The organism is Massilia eurypsychrophila (assembly GCF_002760655.1).
Lineage (GTDB): Bacteria > Pseudomonadota > Gammaproteobacteria > Burkholderiales > Burkholderiaceae_D > JAFCUW01.
Genome location: NZ_PDOC01000004.1, coordinates 338,615 through 359,772, shown reverse-complemented (window position 1 = coordinate 359,772; position 21,158 = coordinate 338,615). Strand labels below are relative to the sequence as shown.

Annotated in this window: 22 protein-coding genes; 11 read left to right on the top strand and 11 right to left on the bottom strand. The window is 64.6% G+C overall.

The window, feature by feature from the left end; translation table 11 throughout:
- Nucleotides 1–22: 22 nt before the first annotated feature.
- The 3 genes from CR105_RS09650 to CR105_RS09640 form a co-directional block, all read right to left on the bottom strand.
- Entirely contained in the window at nt 23–787 is a 765-nt protein-coding gene (locus CR105_RS09650) for a BPSS1780 family membrane protein (protein WP_099788209.1), read from the bottom strand.
- Nucleotides 784–1,743: a homoserine kinase gene (locus CR105_RS09645; RefSeq protein ID WP_099788208.1), complete on the bottom strand. Its 960-nt coding sequence runs from the start codon at nt 1,741–1,743 to the stop codon at nt 784–786. Before CR105_RS09645 ends, CR105_RS09650 begins: the two co-directional genes overlap by 4 nt.
- 72 nt (nt 1,744–1,815) lie before the next feature.
- A complete protein-coding gene (locus CR105_RS09640) occupies nt 1,816–2,241 on the bottom strand; it encodes a DUF2782 domain-containing protein (RefSeq protein WP_131021672.1) in 426 nt (141 codons plus the stop codon).
- 189 nt (nt 2,242–2,430) lie between these two features.
- Here CR105_RS09640 and polA point away from each other — a divergent pair, with 189 nt between their 5' ends.
- Nucleotides 2,431–5,181 carry a DNA polymerase I gene (polA, locus tag CR105_RS09635; RefSeq protein WP_099788206.1) on the top strand — a complete coding sequence of 917 codons (2,751 nt, stop codon included), beginning with the start codon at nt 2,431–2,433 and terminating at the stop codon, nt 5,179–5,181.
- Between the two features lie 187 nt (nt 5,182–5,368).
- A complete protein-coding gene (locus CR105_RS09630) occupies nt 5,369–6,595 on the top strand; it encodes a DUF4382 domain-containing protein (RefSeq protein ID WP_099788205.1) in 1,227 nt (408 codons plus the stop codon).
- Here the strand turns inward: CR105_RS09630 and CR105_RS27755 are convergent.
- Nucleotides 6,573–6,851, bottom strand: a complete 279-nt coding sequence (locus CR105_RS27755) for a hypothetical protein (protein WP_131021671.1) — start codon at nt 6,849–6,851, stop codon at nt 6,573–6,575. The two genes, CR105_RS09630 and CR105_RS27755, sit on opposite strands and share 23 nt — an antisense overlap.
- Here CR105_RS27755 and CR105_RS09625 point away from each other — a divergent pair.
- Nucleotides 6,790–7,539 (top strand): ZIP family metal transporter, encoded by a 750-nt coding sequence (locus tag CR105_RS09625; protein WP_099788204.1) that lies wholly within the window; start codon nt 6,790–6,792, stop codon nt 7,537–7,539. The two genes, CR105_RS27755 and CR105_RS09625, sit on opposite strands and share 62 nt — an antisense overlap.
- 80 nt (nt 7,540–7,619) lie before the next feature.
- Nucleotides 7,620–8,303 (top strand): UCP032817 domain-containing protein, encoded by a 684-nt coding sequence (locus tag CR105_RS09620; protein WP_099788203.1) that lies wholly within the window; start codon nt 7,620–7,622, stop codon nt 8,301–8,303.
- A gap of 90 nt (nt 8,304–8,393) precedes the next feature.
- On the opposite strand, the gene CR105_RS09615 is transcribed toward CR105_RS09620, so the two are convergent.
- From CR105_RS09615 to CR105_RS09605, 3 genes are read right to left on the bottom strand one after another with little or no spacing between them, the layout of a single operon-like run.
- Complete coding sequence (locus CR105_RS09615; RefSeq protein ID WP_099788202.1) at nt 8,394–9,245, bottom strand: sulfurtransferase; 852 nt, start codon at nt 9,243–9,245, stop codon at nt 8,394–8,396.
- Between the two features lie 7 nt (nt 9,246–9,252).
- Nucleotides 9,253–10,176: a DMT family transporter gene (locus tag CR105_RS09610; protein WP_099788201.1), complete on the bottom strand. Its 924-nt coding sequence runs from the start codon at nt 10,174–10,176 to the stop codon at nt 9,253–9,255.
- Nucleotides 10,177–10,183: 7 nt separating this feature from the next.
- The gene (locus tag CR105_RS09605) at nt 10,184–11,296 is read right to left on the bottom strand and encodes an aromatic ring-hydroxylating oxygenase subunit alpha (protein WP_099788200.1); all 1,113 of its coding nucleotides are present in this window, start codon (nt 11,294–11,296) and stop codon (nt 10,184–10,186) included.
- A 338-nt stretch (nt 11,297–11,634) separates the two neighbouring features.
- Here CR105_RS09605 and CR105_RS09600 point away from each other — a divergent pair, with 338 nt between their 5' ends.
- The 3 genes from CR105_RS09600 to dxs are packed head-to-tail and all read left to right on the top strand — an operon-like array spanning nt 11,635 to nt 14,672.
- Complete coding sequence (locus CR105_RS09600) at nt 11,635–11,907, top strand: exodeoxyribonuclease VII small subunit (protein WP_099788199.1); 273 nt, start codon at nt 11,635–11,637, stop codon at nt 11,905–11,907.
- Nucleotides 11,908–11,909: 2 nt separating this feature from the next.
- A complete protein-coding gene (locus CR105_RS09595; RefSeq protein ID WP_099788348.1) occupies nt 11,910–12,800 on the top strand; it encodes a polyprenyl synthetase family protein in 891 nt (296 codons plus the stop codon).
- Nucleotides 12,801–14,672, top strand: coding sequence for a 1-deoxy-D-xylulose-5-phosphate synthase (gene dxs / locus CR105_RS09590; RefSeq protein WP_099788198.1), 1,872 nt, complete (start codon nt 12,801–12,803; stop codon nt 14,670–14,672).
- A gap of 174 nt (nt 14,673–14,846) precedes the next feature.
- Here the strand turns inward: dxs and CR105_RS09585 are convergent, their stop codons facing one another.
- On the bottom strand, nt 14,847–15,401 hold the full coding sequence (locus CR105_RS09585) for a cob(I)yrinic acid a,c-diamide adenosyltransferase (protein WP_099788197.1): 555 nt from the start codon (nt 15,399–15,401) through the stop codon (nt 14,847–14,849).
- 71 nt (nt 15,402–15,472) lie between these two features.
- Between CR105_RS09585 and CR105_RS09580 the strand changes: the two genes are divergently transcribed.
- From CR105_RS09580 to glcF, 4 genes are all read left to right on the top strand, one after another.
- Entirely contained in the window at nt 15,473–16,954 is a 1,482-nt protein-coding gene (locus tag CR105_RS09580) for an FAD-linked oxidase C-terminal domain-containing protein (protein ID WP_099788196.1), read from the top strand.
- A gap of 7 nt (nt 16,955–16,961) precedes the next feature.
- The gene (gene glcE, locus CR105_RS09575) at nt 16,962–18,032 is read left to right on the top strand and encodes a glycolate oxidase subunit GlcE (protein WP_180288143.1); all 1,071 of its coding nucleotides are present in this window, start codon (nt 16,962–16,964) and stop codon (nt 18,030–18,032) included.
- Nucleotides 18,033–18,142: 110 nt separating this feature from the next.
- Complete coding sequence (locus CR105_RS09570) at nt 18,143–18,379, top strand: hypothetical protein (RefSeq protein WP_099788194.1); 237 nt, start codon at nt 18,143–18,145, stop codon at nt 18,377–18,379.
- A gap of 15 nt (nt 18,380–18,394) precedes the next feature.
- Entirely contained in the window at nt 18,395–19,618 is a 1,224-nt protein-coding gene (gene glcF, locus CR105_RS09565; protein ID WP_099788193.1) for a glycolate oxidase subunit GlcF, read from the top strand.
- On the opposite strand, the gene CR105_RS09560 is transcribed toward glcF, so the two are convergent.
- The 3 genes from CR105_RS09560 to CR105_RS09550 form a co-directional block, all read right to left on the bottom strand.
- Nucleotides 19,615–19,893 (bottom strand): KTSC domain-containing protein, encoded by a 279-nt coding sequence (locus CR105_RS09560; RefSeq protein WP_099788347.1) that lies wholly within the window; start codon nt 19,891–19,893, stop codon nt 19,615–19,617. The two genes, glcF and CR105_RS09560, sit on opposite strands and share 4 nt — an antisense overlap.
- A gap of 85 nt (nt 19,894–19,978) precedes the next feature.
- A complete protein-coding gene (locus tag CR105_RS09555) occupies nt 19,979–20,503 on the bottom strand; it encodes a DUF4231 domain-containing protein (RefSeq protein WP_099788192.1) in 525 nt (174 codons plus the stop codon).
- 118 nt (nt 20,504–20,621) lie between these two features.
- Nucleotides 20,622–21,104 carry a glutathione peroxidase gene (locus CR105_RS09550; protein WP_099788191.1) on the bottom strand — a complete coding sequence of 161 codons (483 nt, stop codon included), beginning with the start codon at nt 21,102–21,104 and terminating at the stop codon, nt 20,622–20,624.
- Nucleotides 21,105–21,158 lie beyond the last annotated feature (54 nt).

Below are 21,158 nucleotides of genomic sequence, written 5' to 3'. Positions count from 1 at the left end.
GCAGTTTAACATCCCACGCACCCTATAGCGCCGGACCGGGCTTGCCTTTCAACTCGGGCACGCCAAACACCTGGCGATAACCGGCGTACATGGCGCACTGCAACAGCAGGATGAACAGGAAGGCGACCCAGGTCAGCACAACCCGGCCCATCGAACCGTTTCCGAGCAGCATCAGCAGCACGACGGTGGCCGCCATGAACATGCCAAACCAGGCCATCAGCATCACGACGAACACCCGCAACGAGCGCATGACGGCAAAGAAACTGAAGAAGATCGCCTTGGCCGGCGCCATCTGTTGCCAGAACACCAGCGGTGCGGCGAAGCACAGCGCAACCACGGTCGCTACCTGCAGCAGGGCAACTAACAGCACGCCCATCAGGTCGGAAGGATCGACGACCGGGTTGGCGGTGGGCGTGGCGGCCTGTTTCCAGAACGACTCGCCGATCATCAGGTACGCCATCAAGGTCAATACGGCGGTGACGGCCAGGTAGGCCAGGCCGACCTTGCACAGGTTGAAGACGGCGGGCTTCCTGAAGCCGGTCAGCAGCACTGCCGGGGTCACGCGCTCGTTGTGGTCGATCATCAGGCAGGCCTGCATCAACGCCATGCTGAACGACGGGATCAGCACGACTGCGGCGATCTGCCCCAGCAGCGGAATGTTGCCAAGCAAAATGCTGAGTAGGACGTTGCCGAACATAACTGTCGTCAGCGCCGCCGGCTGCTTGCGGAACAAGGTCATCGCCTGCTTGAGCCAGGCCCAGCCGGTCTTTGCCGGAAGCGCGCTCATGCGAACAACCCCGGTGCAGGGGTGGCGATGCGCTCGCGCAGGATGCGTTCGAAGTGGGACGGGTCGTGCGGGGTCAGCATTTCCGCCTCGCGCGGCAGGTAAAAATCATACAGGCGCGATAACCAGAAGCGCAGCGCGGCGGCGCGCAGCATCGCGTGCCACGAGGCCGCCTCATCTGCGGTAAACGGGCGCACCGCGTGGTAGGCATCGAGCATCGCGCGAACGCGCGCTGCATCGAGGACGCCCGTCTCCGGCACGATGCACCAGTCGTTGACGGTGACGGCCAAGTCGAACAGCCAGGTGTCGCAGCCGGCAAAGTAAAAATCGAAGAACCCGGTCAGCCGGTCGCCGTCAAACATGACGTTGTTGCGGAACAGGTCGGCATGCACCGGTCCGCGCGCCAGGCGGGCGTACGCTTCGCCGGTGGCAAACGCATGCTGGAAGGCCATCTCGGCGCGCAGCAGGGCGGCGTTGTCGCTTGATAGAAACGGTAGCACCTTTGGCGTGGTCTCGGTCCACCAGTCGAGGCCGCGCAGGTTCGGCTGCGACAACGGGAAGTCGCGCGCGGCCAGGTGCATCTGCGCCACCATCGCGCCGACCGCGGCGCAGTGCAGCGGCTGCGGCTGCATCTGCGACGTGCCGTCGAGTTTGCTGACGATGGCGGCCGGCTTGCCGTGCAGCGGCACCACCAGCTCGCCCTGCGCATTGGCCACCGGCGCCGGCACCAGCACGCCGCGCTCGGCGAGGTGGCGCATCAGCTGCAGGTAGAACGGCAGTTGTTCGAACGTCAGATTCTCGAAGATCGTCAAGACGAATTCGCCGCGCTCGGTCGTGATGAAGAAATTGCTGTTCTCAATGCCGGAGGCGATGCCCTTGATCGCGATTGCTTTGCCTAGGGGGAATTGCTCGATCCAGTGGGTGAGGTCATCCAGACTGACCGCGGTGAAGACTGCCATGTGCGAGCGAAGGTAGTGTAAAGGGAAAATTGGGACACGGTGCCGCCGTGCGGACCGTGCCTGCGGAACAGCTTACTTGCCGGGTTTCGGCGGCGGCGGTGGCGGCGCATCAGCCGTGCCAGTGTCCGCCGCTTCAGCATCCTTTTGTTTCTTGCGGGACAGGTCGAACTCCAGCACCTTCCACTGCGGCGGGCGCAAGGTGCTGCCGGTAGCGTCGCCGGTCTGCGCCACGGAGCCCGGAGGAGTGCCCTTCATCGTGTAGGTGCTCTTGCCGGATGTCACTTCCACTTCGGTGATGCGCCCGCCCTCGCGCTTTTCATTGATGTTCGTGCGGCTGCGGTTTTTCGGCGTGATCGTCGTCGCAGGGATGTCGCTGCCTTCCTCGATCCGCTCCATCTTCGGCGGCGGCGTGTTGGCGGTCTGCTGCGCGTGTGCAATGCCCACTTGCGCAAGCATGCCCAACAGCAGGGTTTTCCAGACAAAAGAAGTGCGCGACATGATGGTCCACCTTGTGATTCGTTATATGTCATTGTAACAAATTGACACCGTTGCCAGTGAAACGTGTCGAATTCGTCCTCATATGGAGAGCATACCGCGTTGCGCATGGTTGCGTTTTTTCCATGCCGGATTCTGCGATAATGCCAGACACTTCGCCGGCCCGGTCCGGCCTCACTTTCAGTTAGCGCCATGCAAAATACCCTGTTGTTAGTCGACGGTTCCAGTTACCTGTACCGCGCATTCCACGCCTTGCCGGATCTGCGCAGCCCGGACGGACATCCTACCGGCGCCATGCACGGCATGGTCAACATGCTGCGCCGTTTGCGCGCCGATTATCCGGCCGCCTACATCGCCTGCGTGTTCGACGCCAAGGGCAAGACGTTCCGCGACGACATGTACCCGGAGTACAAGGCCACGCGCGCGTCGATGCCGGACGACCTGCGCCTGCAGATCGAGCCGATCCACGAAGCGGTCAAGCACATGGGATGGCCGATCCTGATGGTCGACGGCGTCGAGGCCGACGACGTCATCGGCACCTTGTCGGTGCAGGCCTCCGCGCTCGGCATGAAGACGATTGTGTCGACCGGCGACAAGGACCTGGCGCAGCTGGTCAACGACAAGGTCACCCTGATCAACACGATGACCAACGAGACGCTCGACGAAGCCGGCGTGCTGGCCAAGTTCGGCGTGGCGCCGAACCGCATCATCGATTACCTGGCGCTGATCGGCGACTCGGTCGACAACATCCCGGGCGTGATGAAGTGCGGGCCGAAAACGGCCCTGAAGTGGCTGGCCGCGCACGACAGCCTGGAAGGCGTGATGGAGAACAATGCCAAGATCACCGGCGCCGTCGGCGACAACCTGCGCGCCGCGCTCGAATGGCTGCCGCAAGGGCGCGCGCTGATCACCGTCAAGTGCGACTGCGACCTGTCGGCGCACATGGTGTCGATCACCGAGACGCTGGTCGGCCAGCCAGAAAATATGGACGGCCTGAAGGACTTCTTCCAGCGCTACGGCTTCAAGACCTTGCTGCGCGAAATCGTCGGCAACCCCAACGCCGGCCGTCCGCAAGGCCCCGCCCTCAATTCGCCCGAAGGCGACCTGTTCGGCGAGCCGCAGTTGGTGCCGCTGATCCGCGGCGAGTACGAAACCATCACCACCGAGGCTGGCCTGGAGCGCTGGCTGGCGCTGGTCGACGGCGCCGAACTGACGTCGATCGACACCGAAACGACGTCGACCGAGCCGATGACGGCGCAGCTGGTCGGCATTGCCCTGGCGGTCGAGCCGGGCAAGGGCGCCTACATCCCGCTGGCGCACCGCTACGCCGGCGTCGCCGAGCAGCTGTCGCGCGAGCTGGTCATCGGCAAGCTGAAGGCATGGCTGGAGAATCCCGACAAGCCGAAAGTGGGCCAAAACCTGAAGTACGACACCCACGTGTTCGCCAACCACGGCGTCAGCCTGCGCGGCATCGTCCACGACACCTTGCTGCAGTCGTACGTGTTCGAGTCGCACAAGGCGCACGACACCGACAACATGGCGCTGCGTCACCTCGGCTACACCACCATTCCGATGGCCGACGTGTGCGGCAAGGGCGCCGGCCAGATTTGCTTCGACCAGGTCGAACTGGCGCGCGCGACCGAATATGCCGGCGAAGACGCCGACATCACGCTGCGCCTGTACCAGGCGATGAAGGGCCATGTCGACAGTGACCCGAAGCTTGAATTCATCTACCGCAACATCGAGCTGCCGACTTCGGTCGTGCTGCAAAAGATCGAACGCAACGGCGTGCTGATCGACGGCGCGCTGCTCGATGTGCAGTCGGGCGAACTGGGCGCGCGCATCATGGAGCTCGAAGCGAAAGCGCACGAACTGGCTGGCGGCCCGTTCAACCTCGGTTCGCCCAAGCAGATCGGCGAGATCTTCTTCGGCAAGCTGCAACTGCCGGTGATCAAGAAGACGCCGAGCGGCGCGCCGTCGACCGACGAGGAAGTGCTGCAAAAGCTGGCCGAAGACTTCCCGCTGCCGAAGGTGCTGCTCGAATACCGCGGCATCTCCAAGCTCAAGTCGACCTACACCGACAAGCTGCCGAAGATGGTCAACCGCGACACCGGCCGCGTCCACACCAACTACGCGCAGGCGGTGGCGGTGACGGGGCGCCTGTCGTCGAACGACCCGAACCTGCAGAACATCCCGATCCGCACCGCCGAGGGGCGCCGCATCCGCGAAGCGTTCATCGCCGCGCCCGGCAACGTGATCGTGTCGGCCGACTATTCGCAAATCGAGCTGCGCATCATGGCGCACATCTCGGAAGACGAGGCGATGCTGCGCGCGTTTGCCGAAGGCGTCGACATCCACAGCGCCACCGCCGCCGAGATTTTCGGCCTGGCGCCGGCCGACGTCGACAGCGAGCAGCGCCGCTACGCCAAGGTCATCAACTTCGGCCTGATCTACGGCATGAGCGCGTTCGGCCTGGCCACCAACCTGGGCGTCGAGCGCGCCGCCGCGCAAAGCTACATCGACAAGTACTTCGCGCGCTTTTCGGGCGTCAAAGCCTACATGGACGACACGCGCATGCAGGCCAAGGCGCGCGGCTACGTCGAGACCGTGTTCGGCCGGCGCCTGTGGCTGCCGGAGATCAATTCGCCGAACGGCCCGCGCCGCCAGGGCGCCGAGCGCGCCGCGATCAACGCGCCGATGCAGGGCACCGCGGCCGACCTGATCAAGCTGGCGATGATCGCCGTGCAGGACTGGCTCGAACGCGACGGTCTCGCCACCCGCATGATCATGCAGGTGCACGACGAGCTGGTGCTGGAAGTGCCGCAGGCGGAGCTCGAGCTGGTGAAGGTCAAGCTGCCCGAGCTGATGGCCAGCGTGGCCGAATTGAAAGTGCCACTGCTGGCGGAAGTTGGCGTCGGCAACAACTGGGATGAGGCCCATTGATGTTGTCGTTGGGTAAGCGCAACGTTAAATTGTTGGGGTGACAAGAACACCTTGTAAGAAGTGTAAGCGGAGGTTTCAACGTGCGGTGACGCACGCAGAAGTTGCCGTACGGATAGTAAGCTGTCATTACAGTGCAGTTCGGCTGAGAGCAGTTCTCGATTCGTACAACTAAAAAAGAGGCAACTTCATGCGCAAAAACGTCATCCGCACCGGCCTGCTGGCCACCACCGCGATCGCCGCGGCCACTCTCGTTGCCTGCGGCGGCGGCGGTGGCGGGGGCGGCACCCCGGCGCCGACCCCGACTGCGACGATGGGCACACTCGCGGTATCGATGACCGACGCGCCGGCCTGCGGCTTCGACGCGGTCAACGTCACCGTCAACAAGGTGCGCGTGCACCAGAGTTCGACGGCCGGCGACACCGATGCCGGCTGGACCGACATCACGCTCAGCCCCGCCAAGAAGATCAACCTGCTGAACCTGACCAACGGCGTGCTCGAGTCGCTCGGCCAGACCTCGCTCGCGCCGGGCAAATACACCCAGCTGCGCCTGGTGCTCGACGCCAATACCGGCACCGGCCTGGCCAACTCCGTGATCCCGACCGGCAGCACCGCCGAACAGACGCTGGAAACGCCGAGCGGCACGCAAAGCGGCATCAAGCTGGTCAATGAGTTCGATATCGCCGCCGGCCAGAAGGTCGACCTGGTGCTCGACTTCGACGCCTGCAAATCGGTGCTCACCCGCGGCAACGGCAAGTACGCGCTGAAACCGGTCATCAAGGTCGTGCCGGCGGCGGCCAATGGCATCTCCGGCTTCGTCAGCACCGCGCTGCTGCCTAGCCGCGTGATGGTGTCGGCGCAGCAGAACGGCGTCATCGTCAGCTCCACCGCGCCGACTTCGACCGGCGAATTTTTCCTCTCGCGCTTGGCTCCCGGCAACTACGATGTCGTCATCACCGCCGACGACCGCGCCGCTTCCGTGATCGGCGCCGTGCCGGTCGCCAGCACCACCAGTACCACCGCGTTGTCGACGTCGGCGGCGCCGATCGCGCTAGCTGCCAGCGCTTCCGGTTCCATCAGCGGCGCCGTCACGCTGGCGCCGGCCAGCAGCACCGAGGCGGCGTTCGTCGCGGCCAAGCAGACGTTTGCCGCCGGTCCGACCGTGACCATCAAGTACCAGGGCGCTGACCTGGCGAGCGGCGCCTACACGCTGGCCAAGCTGCCGGTCGCCGCGCCGCAGTACGCCGCCTACGGCGCCACCTTGCCGCTGGTGTTCGCCCAGAGCCTGACCACGGTTCCAGGCGCCGGCAAGTACAAGCTTGACGCGTCCGCCACCGGCTACGCCGTCAAGTCGATCGCCGTGGTCGATATCGCCACGGCCAACCAGTCGAACGTCAACTTCGCGCTGGCGCCGTAACCGGCAAGGGTAGGTAGATCCAGGCGCGGCGATGAAAATATAGCGATATATTTTCATCGCCGCGCTGCATTCGGGGAGCGGTTTTTGCGCGCACAAAGTGTGCCTCGGCAATCTGGGCGGTACAATGCCGGTCTTGCGGCAATTGCAAGACCCGAACAAGAGGCATCAAAATCGACCCGATTCTCATTTCCATCCTGCTGGCGACCACGATTGCCGGCGTTTTCAGCATCACCGCCGCGGCGGTGTTTTCGTTCACGCTGCTCTCGAAGATGGTCGAGCGCATGGTCAGCCTGTCGGTCGGCATCATGCTGTCGACCTCGTTCCTGCATGCCTTGCCCGAAGCGTTCGAGTCGAAGGCCGACCCGCGCAGCCTGTTTGCCACGTTGCTGGCCGGGCTGCTGTGCTTTTTCATGCTCGAGAAGCTGGCGATCTTGCGCCATTCGCACCACCACGAAGGCGACGGCCACCACCACGCGCACGGCCACGACAAGCACGAAGCGGGGCGCTCCGGCTGGATGATCCTGATCGGCGACGGCATGCACAACTTCACCGACGGCATCCTGATCGCGGCCGCCTTCCTGGCCAATCCGGAGCTCGGCATCGTCACCGGCCTGGCCATCATCGCGCACGAAATTCCGCAGGAGATCGGCGACTTCATCGTGCTGCTCAACGCCGGCTTTACGCGCAAGCGGGCGTACGTGTTCAATTTGCTGTGCAGCCTGATGGCGGTCGCCGGCGGCCTGCTCGGCTACTACACGCTCGACCGCGCCAGCGGGCTGATTCCGTACGTGCTGGTGTTCGCAGCTTCCGGCTTCATCTACATTGCGGTAAGCGACCTGATGCCGCAGATGCAGCGCCGCGCGACGGTCAAGGAATCGGTGCCGCAGGTGCTGATGATCGGGCTGGGTGTCATCATTGTGCTGTTCCTCACCGCCGGCCACTAGAACTCTTTTTTGTCATCTTCCTGTCATATTCGCGGCCTATATTTATAGCCATGAAAAACAATAAAAAAGGAGATGACAACATGATCAACAAATTGATGGACAGCATCGACCAGGTGCGGGCGTTGAGGGTGCGCCACATGTCGCGCTACTGGAAGGCGACAGCGGTGATTCCCGCCAGCTTGTTCCCGTACTGGCAACGTACGGCGCAGTTCGAATTCAAAGGCATCCCACAGGATGCCTTTTTTTTCGCCCGTGCCACCGAGGGCCTGCTGACATTTTTCGACTGCGTGCGTACCAGCGGCAAGCGCTGCCTCCTGCCGTCGATCGCCGCCGATTCGGTCTGGCACGCGTGGGCACGGATGGACGCGCGCTCGCTCGACGCCTTCTGCATCCAGCACTTCGGCAGGACCATCGCGCATGTCGACCAGGCGGAGATGGGACCGGACATGGAGAACGCCCTGGCCACCTGCATCGCCACCGCGCGTCAGCTGCGCGGCGGCGACCCCTCCGCGCCGATTGTGCCGCGCTTGTTTGCACTCGATGGCAGCTTGTTTATGCCGGGCGGCTACGGCTACCGCTTGGTGCAAGGCCAGGTCGGATGCCGGCGCCTCGACCAGCACGGCCGGCCAGAAGGGGCTTTGTTCTATCCGGTCGGGATGACGGCAGCGGTCGACCTAACGCGGCGCGACGGATCGTCGTGCGGCGCTGTCGCCGGCTGCGGCGGGGATGGATGTGATGGCGGCGGTGGCTGCGGCGGCGACTAAGGCGCGACGACTCTTGAGCTAACAACACGGGGTCTGACCCAGCAAGCGGGTCAGACCCCCTTGGTCAGGGCCTGGTCAGGGCCCCTATCGTCAGACCCCTTTGGCTACTGGCCGCGACGGGTCGGCGACCCACTCGCTCCACGAGCCGGGATACAGCGCCGCGCCAGGCATGCCGGCCACCTCCAGCGCCAGCAGGTTGTGGCAGGCGGTCACGCCGGAGCCGCACTGCATCACGGCGCTGGCCGGATCGGCCACCAACGGCGCAAACTCGGCCTTCAGCTGGGCGGCATCCTTGAAGCGGCCGTCGGCCTGCAGGTTATCCTTGAAAAACCGGTTCTTCGCGCCCGGGATATGGCCGCCGACCGGGTCGATCGTCTCGTTCTCGCCGCGGAAGCGGTCCGGCGCGCGCGCATCGATCAGCGTGCGCTCGCCGCTGCCGATGTTGGCCAGCACGTCGCCGGCCGTCACGGTGGCGACCAGCGGCGCGCGCTCGGCGATGGCGCCGCGCCGCGGCGCCGGCACGTCGGCCGTCATCGGCAGCGCCTGCGACTGCCACGCGGCCAGGCCGCCGTCGAGCACCGCCACCGCCGGATGGCCGACCCAGCGCAGCAGCCACCACAAACGCGCGGCGAACATGCCGCCGTGGGCGTCGTAGGCGACGACCTGGCTGTCGTCGTCGATGCCCCAGGCGCGCAAGGTCTCGATCAGCGCGGCGCGCTCGGGCAGCGGATGGCGGCCGCGAAACTGGCCGTCGGCGCCTGTCTTGGCGCCCGACAGCGCCGTTTCCATGTCGGCGAAGACGGCATTGCGGATATGCCCCACCGCGTAGCCCTCGCGACCGGCGGCGAGGTTCATCAGGTCGTGGCGGCAGTCGACGATGACCAGCGCCGGGTCGTCGATGCGGGCAGCGAGTTCGCTGGCGGAGATCAATGTCGTGTTCATGGAGTCCTCAGGTTTCACTTGCAATCGGATCGGTCTTGTCGACCGCGACGCCGCGCTCGGTCTTGCGCGTATTGTAATAGGTGACGGCCAGGCCGGAGCAGAGGATCACCGCCATGCCGAGCCAGACATGCCAGCCGAAGCTGTCGCCCCACAGCAGCATGCCCAACACGCTCGAGAAGATGATGCCGGTGTACTGCAGGTTGGCCACCACCAGCGTCTTGCCGGTACCGTAGGCGCGCGTCATGGCCATCTGCGCCAGGGTCGCCGACACGCCCATCAGCAGCATCAGGCCGGCGCCGTACGCGTCGATCTGGTGCCAGGTGTCGATCGACGGATCGGCCACCGTGGTGGCGCTGCCGGCCAGGCCCGCGAGCAGGTTCACCAGCGCGAAGTAGAACACGACGCGGTATTCGGGTTCGCCCAAGAGGCTCAGTTTGCGCACCTGCAGGTAGGCGGCGGCCGACAGGATGCCGGAAGCTAGAGTGGTGACGGCGCCGAGCCACTGCTGCGCTTCGAACGCCGGCTGCAGCACCAGCGTGACGCCGACAAAGCTGAGCAGGATGGCGCCAACCAGCGGCCACTCGACGTGGTCCTTCGAATGCCACCAGCCGGCGCAGAACAGGAACGCCGCCATCCAGATCGGCGACATGTAATTGAGCGTGACGGCGGTCGCCAGCGGCAGGCGCGAGATCCCGTAGAACCACATCCACAGCGACACCACGCCGACCGCGCCGCGCCACGCATGCTGCCACGGGAACGCGGTGCGCAGGCTGCCGCCGCGGTAAGCCACCAGCACCGCCAGCATGACCACCCCGATCAGGCCGCGGTACATGACGATCTCGGAGATCGAAAAGCTGTCCGACGCCAGTTTCACGCACGCGCCCATCACGGAAAACAGAAAGGCGGCTGACAACATCCACATCGAGGCCATCGAATCCTTAACGCGGTAGGGCGAGGTCGATATTGGTGCGGTACCACTCGTGGAAGTGCTGCATGCCGTCTTCCATCGGCGACTGATACGGCCCGCTTTCGCTGACTCCGCGCGCCATCAGCGCGCGCCGGCCGGCGTCCATCCGCAGCGCGATCTCGTCATCCTCGACGCACGTCTCCATGTAGGCGGCGCGCTCGGCCTCGATGAACTCGCGCTCGAACAGCACGATCTCTTCGGGGTAGTAGAATTCGACGACGTTGCGCGTTTTTTGCGGGCCATCCGGCCACAGGGTCGAGACGATCAGCACGTGCGGATACCACTCGACCATGATGTTCGGATACAGCGTGAACCAGATGGCGCCGTTTTCGGGCGCGACGCCGCCGCGGAACTTGAGCACCTGCTCCTGCCACTTCTGGTAGATCGGCGAGCCCGATTTCTGCAGGCCGCGGTTCACGCCGACCGTCTGCACCGAGTAGTCGCGGCCGAATTCCCAGCGCAGGTCGTCGCAGCTGACAAAGCCGCCCAGGCCCGCGTGGAACGGCTCGACGTGGTAATCCTCGAGGTAGACCTCGATGAAGGTCTTCCAGTTGTAATTACAGGTCTGCACTTCGACGTGGTCGAACATGTAGCCGGAAAAATCGAAGTCCTTGGTGACCGACAGGTTCGCCAGCTTGTCCATGACGTTATAGCCGTTCTGCTCGAACAGCAGGCCGTTCCAGTTTTGCAGCGGCGTTTTCGACAGGTGCAGGCACGGCGTTTCCGGAAAGTGCGGGGCGCCGATCAGCTCACCTTTGAGGTCGTACGTCCAGCGGTGCAGCGGGCAGACGATATTGTCGGCATTGCCGCGGCCATTGAACATCAGCGCCTGGCGATGACGGCAGACGTTGGACAGCACTTCGATGCCGCCGGCGTTGCGCACCAGCATGCGCCCTTCGTGTTCGGCCGCGAGCGTGGCAAAATCGCCGACCTCGGGCACCATCAGTTCGTGCCCGACATAGCGCGGCCCGGCCTGGAACAATTGCTGCATCTCGCGCTTGAGCAGCGCTTCGTCAAAGTAGACATCTACCGGAAGCTGCGCATTCGGGCGCGCCAGCTTGGCGTGGGTAGCCAGATCGGACATCCCAACCCCCCTTTAATATGAGCTTCAAAGCAAAAGAAGAGAAAGAATCCAAAGACCAGTATCTAGGCTGCGGAATACGGTATTTCGGACAGAACCGGCGATTATACCGTGTAACGGACTCTACAGTCCCGGTCCTGCGCGTGAATGTGGTGGGAGGCGACGCGCATATTGCTCACGAAACATCGTTTTCATGTCAGTGTGACCGATTGCTATAAAATGTCGGCTCGCCTCCAGGCTGGAGCGGCCTGCGCGACCGAACAGGATGGATTGTTCTAGAATAAGGAATTAGACTGGCTGCTGGCGCACAAGTTGCGCGCGGCCGATTTACAAAAGCATCTATGGCAAAGAAATTAACAGACGACATTGAAGCGGCCGCGCAACTGGCGCCCGAATCCTTCGAACAGGCGATGGCCGAACTGGCGCAGCTGGTGACCCAGATGGAATCGGGCCAGCTGCCGCTGGAAGCGTCGGTCGCCGCCTACGCGCGCGGCTCCGAGCTGGTCAAGTACTGCGCCGCGCAGCTGGAAAAAGTCGAATCGCAGGTCAAGGTGTTAGAGGGCGACATGCTCAAGCCGTTCGCCGCCGAGGGCATCGGCGAGGGCGCCCAATGACGATGTCGGCGGCCTTCGACGACTGGATGAAAACGGTGCAGGCCCATCTCGAGCAGGCGCTGGAATCGTTCCTGCCGGCGGCCGTCACGGAACCGGCCCGCCTGCACGAGGCGATGCGCTACACGGTGCTCGGCGGCGGCAAGCGCGTGCGTCCGCTGCTGGCGTACGCGGCCGGCGGGGTGTTCGGCGCCGACATGCGCACGCTGGCGCGCGCGGCAGCGGCGGTGGAGATGATCCACGCCTACTCGCTGGTGCACGACGACATGCCGTGCATGGACGACGACGCGCTGCGGCGCGGCAAGCCGACCGTGCACGTGGCCTACGACGAGGCGACCGCACTGCTGGTCGGTGATGCGCTGCAGGCGCAGGCCTTCATGGTGCTCGCTGAAGACCAGATGATCCCGCCAGCGCGCCAGGTGGCGATGATGCGCGTGCTGGCCAGCGCCGCCGGTTCGGCCGGCATGTGCGGCGGACAGGCGATTGACCTGGGCAGCGTCGGCGTGAGCCTGACACTGCCGCAGCTCGAGCGCATGCACCAACTCAAGACAGGCGCCTTGTTGCGCGCGTCGGTAGTGTTGGGCGCACTGGCGGGACGCGACGTCGCTGTTGATGAACGCGCCGCGCTCGATACGTATTCGAACGCGATCGGCCTGGCCTTCCAGGTCGTCGACGACGTGCTCGATGCGACGGCCGATTCGGCCACGCTGGGCAAGACCGCCGGCAAGGACGCGGCGGCCAACAAGCCGACCTATGTGTCGATACTGGGACTCGCAGAGTCGCAGCTGTTGGCGGAAAAACTGCGGCGCGAAGCGCATGATGCGCTGGCGCCGTTTGGAGAAAAAGCACTGAGGTTGCGCGACATCGCCGACCTGATCGTGCAGCGGAAAGCATAAATGAACTTGCTAGAGACAATCAACGAACCGGCCCAGCTGCGCAAGCTGGCGCGCACCCAGCTTACGCCCCTGGCCGACGAGCTGCGCCAATACCTGCTCGAGTCGGTATCGAAAACGGGCGGCCACCTGTCGTCCAACCTCGGCACGGTCGAGCTGACCATCGCGCTGCATTACGTGTTCAATACGCCGCACGACCGCATCGTCTGGGACGTCGGCCACCAGACCTATTCGCACAAGATCCTCACCGGCCGGCGCGAGCGCATGCACACGCTGCGCCAGTTCGACGGCATCTCGGGCTTTCCGAAGCGCGACGAGAGCGAGTACGACACGTTCGGCACGGCGCACTCGTCGACGTCGATTTCGGCCGCGCTGGGCATGGCGCAGGCGGCCAAGATCAAGGGCGAGCACCGCCATGCGATCGCCGTCATTGGCGACGGCTCGATGACGGCCGGGATGGCGTTCGAGGCGCTCAACAACGCCGGCGTGCAGGAAGACATCAACCTGCTGGTGGTCCTGAACGACAACGACATGTCGATCTCGCCGCCGGTCGGTGCGCTCAACCGCTACCTGGCGCGCCTGATGTCGGGCCAGTTCTACGCCGCCGCCAAGAACGTCGGCAAATCGGTGCTGCCCGGTCCCGTGCGCGAGCTGGCCAAGCGCCTCGAAGAACACGCCAAAGGCATGGTGGTGCCGGCCACGATGTTCGAGGAATTCGGCTTTAACTACATCGGCCCGATCGACGGCCACGACCTCGAGTCCTTGATCCCGACGCTGGAAAACATCAAGAAGCTCAAGGGGCCGCAGTTCCTGCACGTGGTGACCAAGAAAGGGCAGGGCTACAAGCTGGCCGAGGCCGAGCCGATCCTGTACCACGGCACCGGCAAGTTCAACCCGACCGAGGGCATCATCGCGCCGACCAAGGCCGGCAAGGTCACCTACACCGAAGTGTTCGGCAACTGGCTGTGCGACATGGCGGCCGCCGACAAACGCCTGGTCGGCATCACGCCGGCAATGCGCGAAGGCTCGGGCATGGTGCGCTTCGAGCAGCAGTACCCGGAGCGCTATTTCGACGTCGGCATCGCCGAGCAGCACTCGGTGACGTTCGCCGGCGGCCTGGCCACCGAAGGCCTGAAACCGGTGGTGGCAATCTACTCGACCTTCCTGCAGCGCGCCTACGACCAGCTGATCCACGACATCGCGCTGCAGAACCTCGACGTCGTCTTCGCGCTCGACCGAGCGGGCCTGGTCGGCGCCGATGGCGCCACCCACGCCGGCAATTACGACATGTCGTATTTGCGCTGCATCCCGAACATGGTGGTGATGGCGGCTTCCGACGAGAACGAATGCCGCCGCATGCTCACCACCGGCTTCCACTATCCGGGGCCGGCGGCGGTGCGCTATCCGCGCGGCGCCGGCATCGGCGCTGCAATCGAAAAGGAGCTGACCTCGATCGAGATCGGCAAGGGCGAAATCAAGCGGCGCGGCACCGGCGTGGCGATCCTGGCGTTCGGTTCGATGGTGGCGCCGAGCGTGGCGGCCGCCGAAGGGCTGAATGCGACGGTAGCCAACATGCGCTTCGTGAAGCCGCTCGACGTCGAGCTGGTCAAGCAGCTGGCGCGCGACCACGATTATTTCGTCACGGTCGAAGAGGGTTCGGTGATGGGCGGCGCCGGCGCCGCGGTGGCCGAGGCGCTGGCAGCCGAAGGCATCGTCAAGCCGCTGCTGATGCTCGGGTTGCCCGACAAGTTCATCGACCATGGCGACCCGGCCGCGCTGCTGGCTGGCGTCGGGTTGGACGCTGCCGGCATCGCCGCGTCGATCCGCCAGCGCTTTGGCGCCGCGGTGCCGCGCCTGGTGGTCAACAACAGCTAGCTGGGGTCAGGTCTGTTATTCGGACATTTAGCTTTTCAAATGTTCGAATGGCAGACCTGACCCCGGCGTTCACGCGGCCGCAAAAAAGCTGGGGTCAGGTCTGACATTCGAACATTTCAAGATGCCGAAATGTCCGAATGTCAGACCTGACCCCCGCGCCGAAATGTCCGAATATCAGACCCGACCCCTGTCGTGCTGCCACAGCACGTCGCTGCCGCCGGCAAAGCGGTTCAGCACGCGCGACAACACGAACATCAGGTCCGACAGCCGGTTCACATACTGCCGCGGATGCTCGTTGATCGTCTCGTTCTTGCCCAGCGTGACGATGCTGCGCTCGGCGCGCCGGCACACCGTGCGGCACACGTGCGCAAGCGACGCGGCCCGCGAGCCGGCCGGCAGGATGAACTCTTTTAACACCGGCAGATTGGCGTTGTACTTCTCGAGCAAATCGTCGAGCCGGCCCACGTGCACGTCGGTGATCATCTGGTAGCCCGGAATGCACAGCTCTCCGCCCAGGTCGAACAGGTCGTGCTGGATCAAGACCAGCTCTTCGCGCAGATCGGCCGGCATCTCCTCGCACAGCAGCAGCCCGACGAAGCTGTTGAGTTCATCGACGTCGCCGAGCGACTCGATACGCGCGCTGTCCTTCTCGGTGCGGCTGCCGTCGCCCAAGCCGGTGGTGCCGTTGTCGCCGGTGCGCGTGGCGATCTTTGAAAGCCTGTTGCCCATAATTTTCCCTGGTTCTGCGAATCGAATAATGTCGAGGATACGGCATAACGACAATCCAGTACAATCGACTTATGTCCCAATCCCTCACAATCGATCCCGTGCGCCGGCAGCAGGTAGCCACAGCACTGCGTGCCGCCTTGCCCGAGCGCTGCGTGCTGTCCGACCCGGAAGACACCCGTCCCTACGAATGCGACGGCCTGGCGGCCTACCGCCAGCTGCCGATGGTCGTCACCTTGCCCGACACCGAACAACAGGTGCTGGCGATCCTTAACATCTGCCGCGACCTGAAGGTGCCGATCGTGCCGCGCGGCGCCGGCACGGGTCTGTCCGGCGGCGCGCTGCCGCTGCACGACGGCGTCGTCATCTCGACCGCGCGGCTCAACAAGATCGTCCGCGTCGACCAGTATGCGCGCACCGCCGTCGTCCAGCCGGGCGTGCGCAACCTGGCCATCTCGGAAGCGGCGGCGCCGCACGGCTTGTACTACGCCCCCGACCCGTCGTCGCAAATCGCCTGCACCATCGGCGGCAATGTGGCGGAGAACTCGGGCGGCGTCCACTGCCTCAAGTACGGCCTGACTGTGCACAACGTGCTGCGCGTGCGCGTGGCCACCATCGACGGCGAGATCATTGAACTGGGCGGCGAGGCGCTCGACGCGCCTGGCCTCGACCTGCTGGCCGTATTCATCGGCTCCGAAGGCATGCTCGGCATCGTCACCGAAGTGACCGTCAAGCTGGTGCCCAAGCCGCAATCGGCGCGCGTGATCATGGCCTCGTTCGATGACGTCGTCACCGGCGGCAACGCGGTGGCGAGCGTCATCGCGGCCGGCATCATCCCGGCCGGCCTCGAAATGATGGACCGTACCTCGTCGCGCATGGTCGAGCCGTTCGTCAAGGCCGGCTACGACATCGACGCCGCCGCCATCCTGCTGTGCGAAGCCGACGGCACCCAGCTCGAGGTCGACGAAGAAATCGAACGCATGACGGCGGTGCTGCAGGCGGCCGGCGCCAGCGCCATCCAGGTATCGCAGACCGAGGCCGAACGGATGAAGTTCTGGTCCGGCCGCAAGAACGCCTTCCCGGCGGCGGGCCGCATCTCGCCCGACTACTACTGCATGGACGGCACCATCCCGCGCAAGAAGCTGGCCCAGGTCCTGACCGGCATCGAGCTGATGGAAGCCGAATACGGCCTGCGCTGCGCCAACGTGTTCCACGCCGGCGACGGCAACCTGCACCCGCTGATCCTGTTCGACGCCAACCAGCCGGGCGAATTCGACCGCGCCGAAGCGTTCGGCGCCGCCATCCTCGCGCTGTGCGTCGAAGTGGGCGGCACCATCACGGGCGAACACGGTGTCGGCAAAGAGAAGATCAACTCGATGTGCGTGCAGTTCACCCGGCCCGAGCTTGATATGTTTTTCGCGGTGAAGCGCTCGTTCGACGTGCCGTTCCTGCTCAATCCGGACAAGGCGATCCCCACCTTGAACCGCTGTGCCGAATTCGGCAAGATGCGGGTCAGCGGCGGCGTGCTGCCGTTCGCCGACCTGCCGCGTTTTTGACAAGCGAATGACGACAATGACAGAGCCGCAAATTGAACAATTCAGGCAGCAGGTGCGCTCGGCAGCGGCCGACAAGCGCACCTTGCGCATCCGCGGCGGCGGCACCAAGGACTGGTACGGCCAGGCGCTGGCCGGCGACCTTCTCGACACGCGCGGCCACAAAGGCATCGTCGACTACGAGCCGACCGAGCTGGTGATCACCGCGCGCTGCGGCACGCCGCTGGCCGAGATCGAGGCCGCGCTGGCCGAGCGCCACCAGATGCTGGCCTTCGAGCCGCCGTATTTCGGCGACGGCGCCACCTTCGGTGGGGCCATCGCCTCAGGTTTATCCGGTCCGCGCCGCGCCACCAGCGGCGCCGTGCGCGACTTCGTGCTGGGCGCCGTGCTGATGGACGGCACCGGCGAAGTGCTCACCTTCGGCGGCCAGGTCATGAAGAACGTCGCAGGCTACGATGTGTCGCGCCTGCTGGCCGGCTCGATGGGCACGCTCGGCCTGATGCTGCAGCACTCGATCAAGGTGCTGCCGCTGGCGGTGCGCGAGACGACGTTGCGCTTCGAGATGAGCGAGATCGACGCGCTGCGCCGGCTCAACGAGTGGGGCGGCCAGCCGCTGCCGCTGTCGGCCAGCTGCTGGCACGATGGGCAGCTGACGGTGCGCCTGTCCGGCGCGCAGGCCGCGGTCGACGCGGCGGCGCGCCAGTTCGGCGGCGCGCCAGTCGACGATGCGCGCGCATTCTGGGCCAGCGTGCGCGAGCAGCAGCACTTGTTCTTTGCGGGCGCCGACAGCATCTGGCGCCTGTCGGTGCCGGCCACCACCGGGGCCATCATCCTGAAAGGCGAGCAGCTGATCGAATGGGGCGGCGCCCAGCGCTGGCTGAAAGCGAGCGGCGACGCGGCCACCGCGCAGAACATACGCAGCGCGGTGACGGCGGTGGGCGGACACGCAACGCTGTTTCGCGGCGGCGACAAGAGCGTCGGCGTGTTCCAGCCGCTGGCGCCGGCGATCGCGCGGATCCACGAACGGCTCAAGGCGTCGTTCGATCCGTCGCACATTTTCAATCCTGGGCGGATGTACTGAAAATCGGGCCAAGAGGGACCGCATGGTGGTACTTGCAAAATTAATATGCGGCGGGCGCGGGTGGCTGGTTATGATGGCAGCTCCCTCAGCCACCACGTCCCCGAGCCAAAATGAAGATACTGCCGCCCTTGTTGTGCCTGGCTGTGATGTTGTCTGCATCCGGATGCGGCCTGCTTTATGATATCGGGCAGGACGCCGATACCAACCGCTGCAACCGCATGAAGTTGATCGAAGACCGCAATGCGTGCTTGAAGCGCATCGGCCCGAATTTTGAACAATATGAACGCGACCGGGAAAAGCTCAGGCGCGGGCTCAGCGAAAAGCCGAATCCGCCGGGTCGCCAGTAGAGAAACCAAAGGATCATGCAAACCAATCTCGCCGATTTCATCAAAGGCACCCGCGAAGGCGACGAAGCGGAGGCCATCCTGCGCGCCTGCGTCCACTGCGGCTTCTGCACGGCGACTTGTCCGACCTACCAGCTGCTCGGCGATGAACTCGACGGGCCGCGCGGGCGCATCTACCTGATCAAGCAGGTGCTCGAAGGCGCCGAGCCGACCCGCAAGACGCAGATCCACCTCGACCGCTGCCTCACCTGCCGCAACTGCGAAACGACCTGTCCTTCGGGCGTCAAGTATGGCCGCCTGGCCGATATCGGCCGCAGGGTGGTCGAGGAGCGCGTATCGCGCCCGCTCAGCGAGCGCATCACCCGCACCGTGCTGAAGGAGTCGCTGCCGCGCGAGTGGCTGTTCAAGCCGGCGTTCAAGGCCGGCCAGCTGGTGCGCCCGCTGCTGTCGAAAAATCTGCAGGACAAGCTGCCCGCGACGCCTGCCGCCGGCGTATGGCCGACCCGCACGCATGCGCGCAAGATGCTGGTGCTGGAAGGCTGCGTGCAGCCGTCGATGGGGCCGAACATCAACAGCTCGACCGCGCGGGTGCTCGACGCGGTCGGCGTGCAGCTGGTGGTCGCGCCAAAGGCTGGCTGCTGCGGCGCGCTGCGCTTCCACATGAACGACCAGGACGGCGGCCTTGACGACATGCGCCGCAACATCGACGCCTGGTGGCCGTACGTCGACCAGGTCGAGGCGATCGTCATGAACGCGTCGGGTTGCGGCGTGACGGTCAAGGAGTATGGCCATCTACTGGCGCACGACAGCGCGTACGCGGCCAAAGCGGAGCGCATCTCGAGCATGACGCGCGACCTGTCGGAAATCATGCCGGAATTCGAAACCGAATTAGGCGCGCGCCTGAAGGGCAAGATCACCAAGCGCGTCGCCTACCATCCGCCATGCACGCTGCAGCATGGCCAGCAGATTCGCGGCAAGGTCGAAGGCGTGCTGCGCGCGGCCGGCGTCGACGTCACGCTGTGCGCCGACAGCCACATTTGCTGCGGCTCGGCGGGCACGTATTCGGTGCTGCAGCCGGAGCTGTCGCATGCGCTGCGCGACCAGAAGCTGGCGAACCTGCGGGCGACCGGCGCCGAAGAAATCGTCTCGGCCAATATCGGCTGCCTGACGCATCTGCAGTCGGGCACCGACACGCCGGTGACGCATTGGATCGAGCTGATCGACCGCGCGCTGGCGCACTAGCCTTGGTCGTCCGCCGTGCCGAACAAGTCATTGAGGGCGTCGCGCGACTGCGATGACGCGCGCGGCGCCGCCCGTTTTCCGCTGAACTCTTCCTCGATCTTGTCGCGATAGTAGCTCCACGCGGCGCCCGAGGTGGACAGCTTGCGCCACACCTCGCTGTCGACGCCGGCGTATTCGATGGCGCTGCCGTCGTCGAGTTCGACGCGCAGCAGGCGTTGGCGGCTGTCGTAGCCGATCGCCCGCAGTTTGCCGGCATTCACGCGCTTCATCTCCATGGTCAGCTCCCAGTTCACGATATCCAATGATACCGTCACTGCGCTGGCATGGCAGAAATCCTTGCCACCTTTGCATAGTGACGCGCTACGCGTGCTTCGACCGCTGCTCCGGCACTTTGACGCCCTCGAAATACTGCGCCGTCTCGTTAGACACCGCATCGCTGACCGCCCGGGTCAATTGCTGCAACGCCGCCTTCAGGATTCGCATCGCCTCTTCTTCGGACGCTGCAGCGCGCGCCTCAGCGGTGCGCGTCTCCCATTCGGTCAGCGCGAACTGCAAGGTCAGCTGCGTTTGCGTGTACAGCTGCCACGCCTTTTGCCAGTTGAAGAACGAACTCGACGCCGCCACGATGGCGATCAGCCACGACAACGTCGACGCCACCTGCGCCTGGCTGGCCACAGGCACGCTCTGCGTGATGAAGGGCAGGCTGATGCTCAGGAAAAGCAGGCAGAATCCTGCTGCGCGGAAAGCCTTGCGCCGCTGCGGCGCACGCAACTGGTAAAACGCGATGTACCAGCGCACGCTGCCTGGTGTTTTTTCATCCTTCAGCAAGGCCTGTTCGCGCAGTGTCGCGAGGAATTCTTCCACCCTGGAATGTGCGCCGTCCATCGTTGCCTCCTGAAGGTGAGTTCAGTCAAGCATACGCAGCCGTCATGGCGGCGGCCACCGGATAGCACAAGGATTCGGCAAGCTCGGCTGCCGGGTGGAAACTGCCGCGCTACGCCGCTCAGGCGGCCAGCAGCTTATCGATGTCGGCGACGATTTCTTCCGGCTTGGTCTGCGGCGCATAGCGCTTGTACACGCTGCCGTCTTTATTGATGAGGAACTTGGTGAAGTTCCACTTGATGCCTTCGGTGCCGAGCAGGCCAGGCGCCGCTTCCTTCAGGTGCTTGAACAGCGGGTGGGCGTTCTCGCCGTTGACGTCGACCTTGGCAAACAGCGGGAACGTCACGCCGAAGTTCTTCTCGCAGAAGGCGCCAATGTCCGCTTCGGTGCCCGGCTCCTGCTTGCCGAACTGGTTGCATGGGAAGCCGAGCACCTCGAAGCCGCGTGCCCGGAACTGCTGATACGCTTCTTCGAGCCCCTTGTATTGCGGCGTGAAGCCGCAGGCGCTGGCGGTGTTTACGATCAGCAGCACCTTGCCGTGATAGCGCGACAGCTCAACCTGTTCGCCGTCGATGGCCGCAGCCTGGAAGTCAAAAGCATTCATGGTCAGACCATCCCGATGTAGTTGGCTCGGTTGGCCGCGCTGCGCAACCGATGA

What these genes read in the sequence shown, in the direction of transcription:
- CR105_RS09580 (WP_099788196.1), top strand. Translation starts at nt 15,473, where the DNA reads ATGTCCCAATCCCTCACAATCGATCCCGTGCGCCGGCAGCAGGTAGCC.
- CR105_RS09645 (WP_099788208.1), bottom strand. Translation starts at nt 1,743, where the DNA reads ATGGCAGTCTTCACCGCGGTCAGTCTGGATGACCTCACCCACTGGATC.
- CR105_RS09555 (WP_099788192.1), bottom strand. Translation starts at nt 20,503, where the DNA reads ATGGACGGCGCACATTCCAGGGTGGAAGAATTCCTCGCGACACTGCGC.
- CR105_RS09600 (WP_099788199.1), top strand. Translation starts at nt 11,635, where the DNA reads ATGGCAAAGAAATTAACAGACGACATTGAAGCGGCCGCGCAACTGGCG.
- glcF (WP_099788193.1), top strand. Translation starts at nt 18,395, where the DNA reads ATGCAAACCAATCTCGCCGATTTCATCAAAGGCACCCGCGAAGGCGAC.
- glcE (WP_180288143.1), top strand. Translation starts at nt 16,962, where the DNA reads ATGACGACAATGACAGAGCCGCAAATTGAACAATTCAGGCAGCAGGTG.
- CR105_RS09620 (WP_099788203.1), top strand. Translation starts at nt 7,620, where the DNA reads ATGATCAACAAATTGATGGACAGCATCGACCAGGTGCGGGCGTTGAGG.
- CR105_RS09605 (WP_099788200.1), bottom strand. Translation starts at nt 11,296, where the DNA reads ATGTCCGATCTGGCTACCCACGCCAAGCTGGCGCGCCCGAATGCGCAG.
- CR105_RS09560 (WP_099788347.1), bottom strand. Translation starts at nt 19,893, where the DNA reads ATGGAGATGAAGCGCGTGAATGCCGGCAAACTGCGGGCGATCGGCTAC.
- CR105_RS09610 (WP_099788201.1), bottom strand. Translation starts at nt 10,176, where the DNA reads ATGGCCTCGATGTGGATGTTGTCAGCCGCCTTTCTGTTTTCCGTGATG.
- CR105_RS09650 (WP_099788209.1), bottom strand. Translation starts at nt 787, where the DNA reads ATGAGCGCGCTTCCGGCAAAGACCGGCTGGGCCTGGCTCAAGCAGGCG.
- CR105_RS09550 (WP_099788191.1), bottom strand. Translation starts at nt 21,104, where the DNA reads ATGAATGCTTTTGACTTCCAGGCTGCGGCCATCGACGGCGAACAGGTT.
- CR105_RS09585 (WP_099788197.1), bottom strand. Translation starts at nt 15,401, where the DNA reads ATGGGCAACAGGCTTTCAAAGATCGCCACGCGCACCGGCGACAACGGC.
- CR105_RS09615 (WP_099788202.1), bottom strand. Translation starts at nt 9,245, where the DNA reads ATGAACACGACATTGATCTCCGCCAGCGAACTCGCTGCCCGCATCGAC.
- CR105_RS09570 (WP_099788194.1), top strand. Translation starts at nt 18,143, where the DNA reads ATGAAGATACTGCCGCCCTTGTTGTGCCTGGCTGTGATGTTGTCTGCA.
- CR105_RS09630 (WP_099788205.1), top strand. Translation starts at nt 5,369, where the DNA reads ATGCGCAAAAACGTCATCCGCACCGGCCTGCTGGCCACCACCGCGATC.
- polA (WP_099788206.1), top strand. Translation starts at nt 2,431, where the DNA reads ATGCAAAATACCCTGTTGTTAGTCGACGGTTCCAGTTACCTGTACCGC.
- CR105_RS09640 (WP_131021672.1), bottom strand. Translation starts at nt 2,241, where the DNA reads ATGTCGCGCACTTCTTTTGTCTGGAAAACCCTGCTGTTGGGCATGCTT.
- dxs (WP_099788198.1), top strand. Translation starts at nt 12,801, where the DNA reads ATGAACTTGCTAGAGACAATCAACGAACCGGCCCAGCTGCGCAAGCTG.
- CR105_RS09595 (WP_099788348.1), top strand. Translation starts at nt 11,910, where the DNA reads ATGTCGGCGGCCTTCGACGACTGGATGAAAACGGTGCAGGCCCATCTC.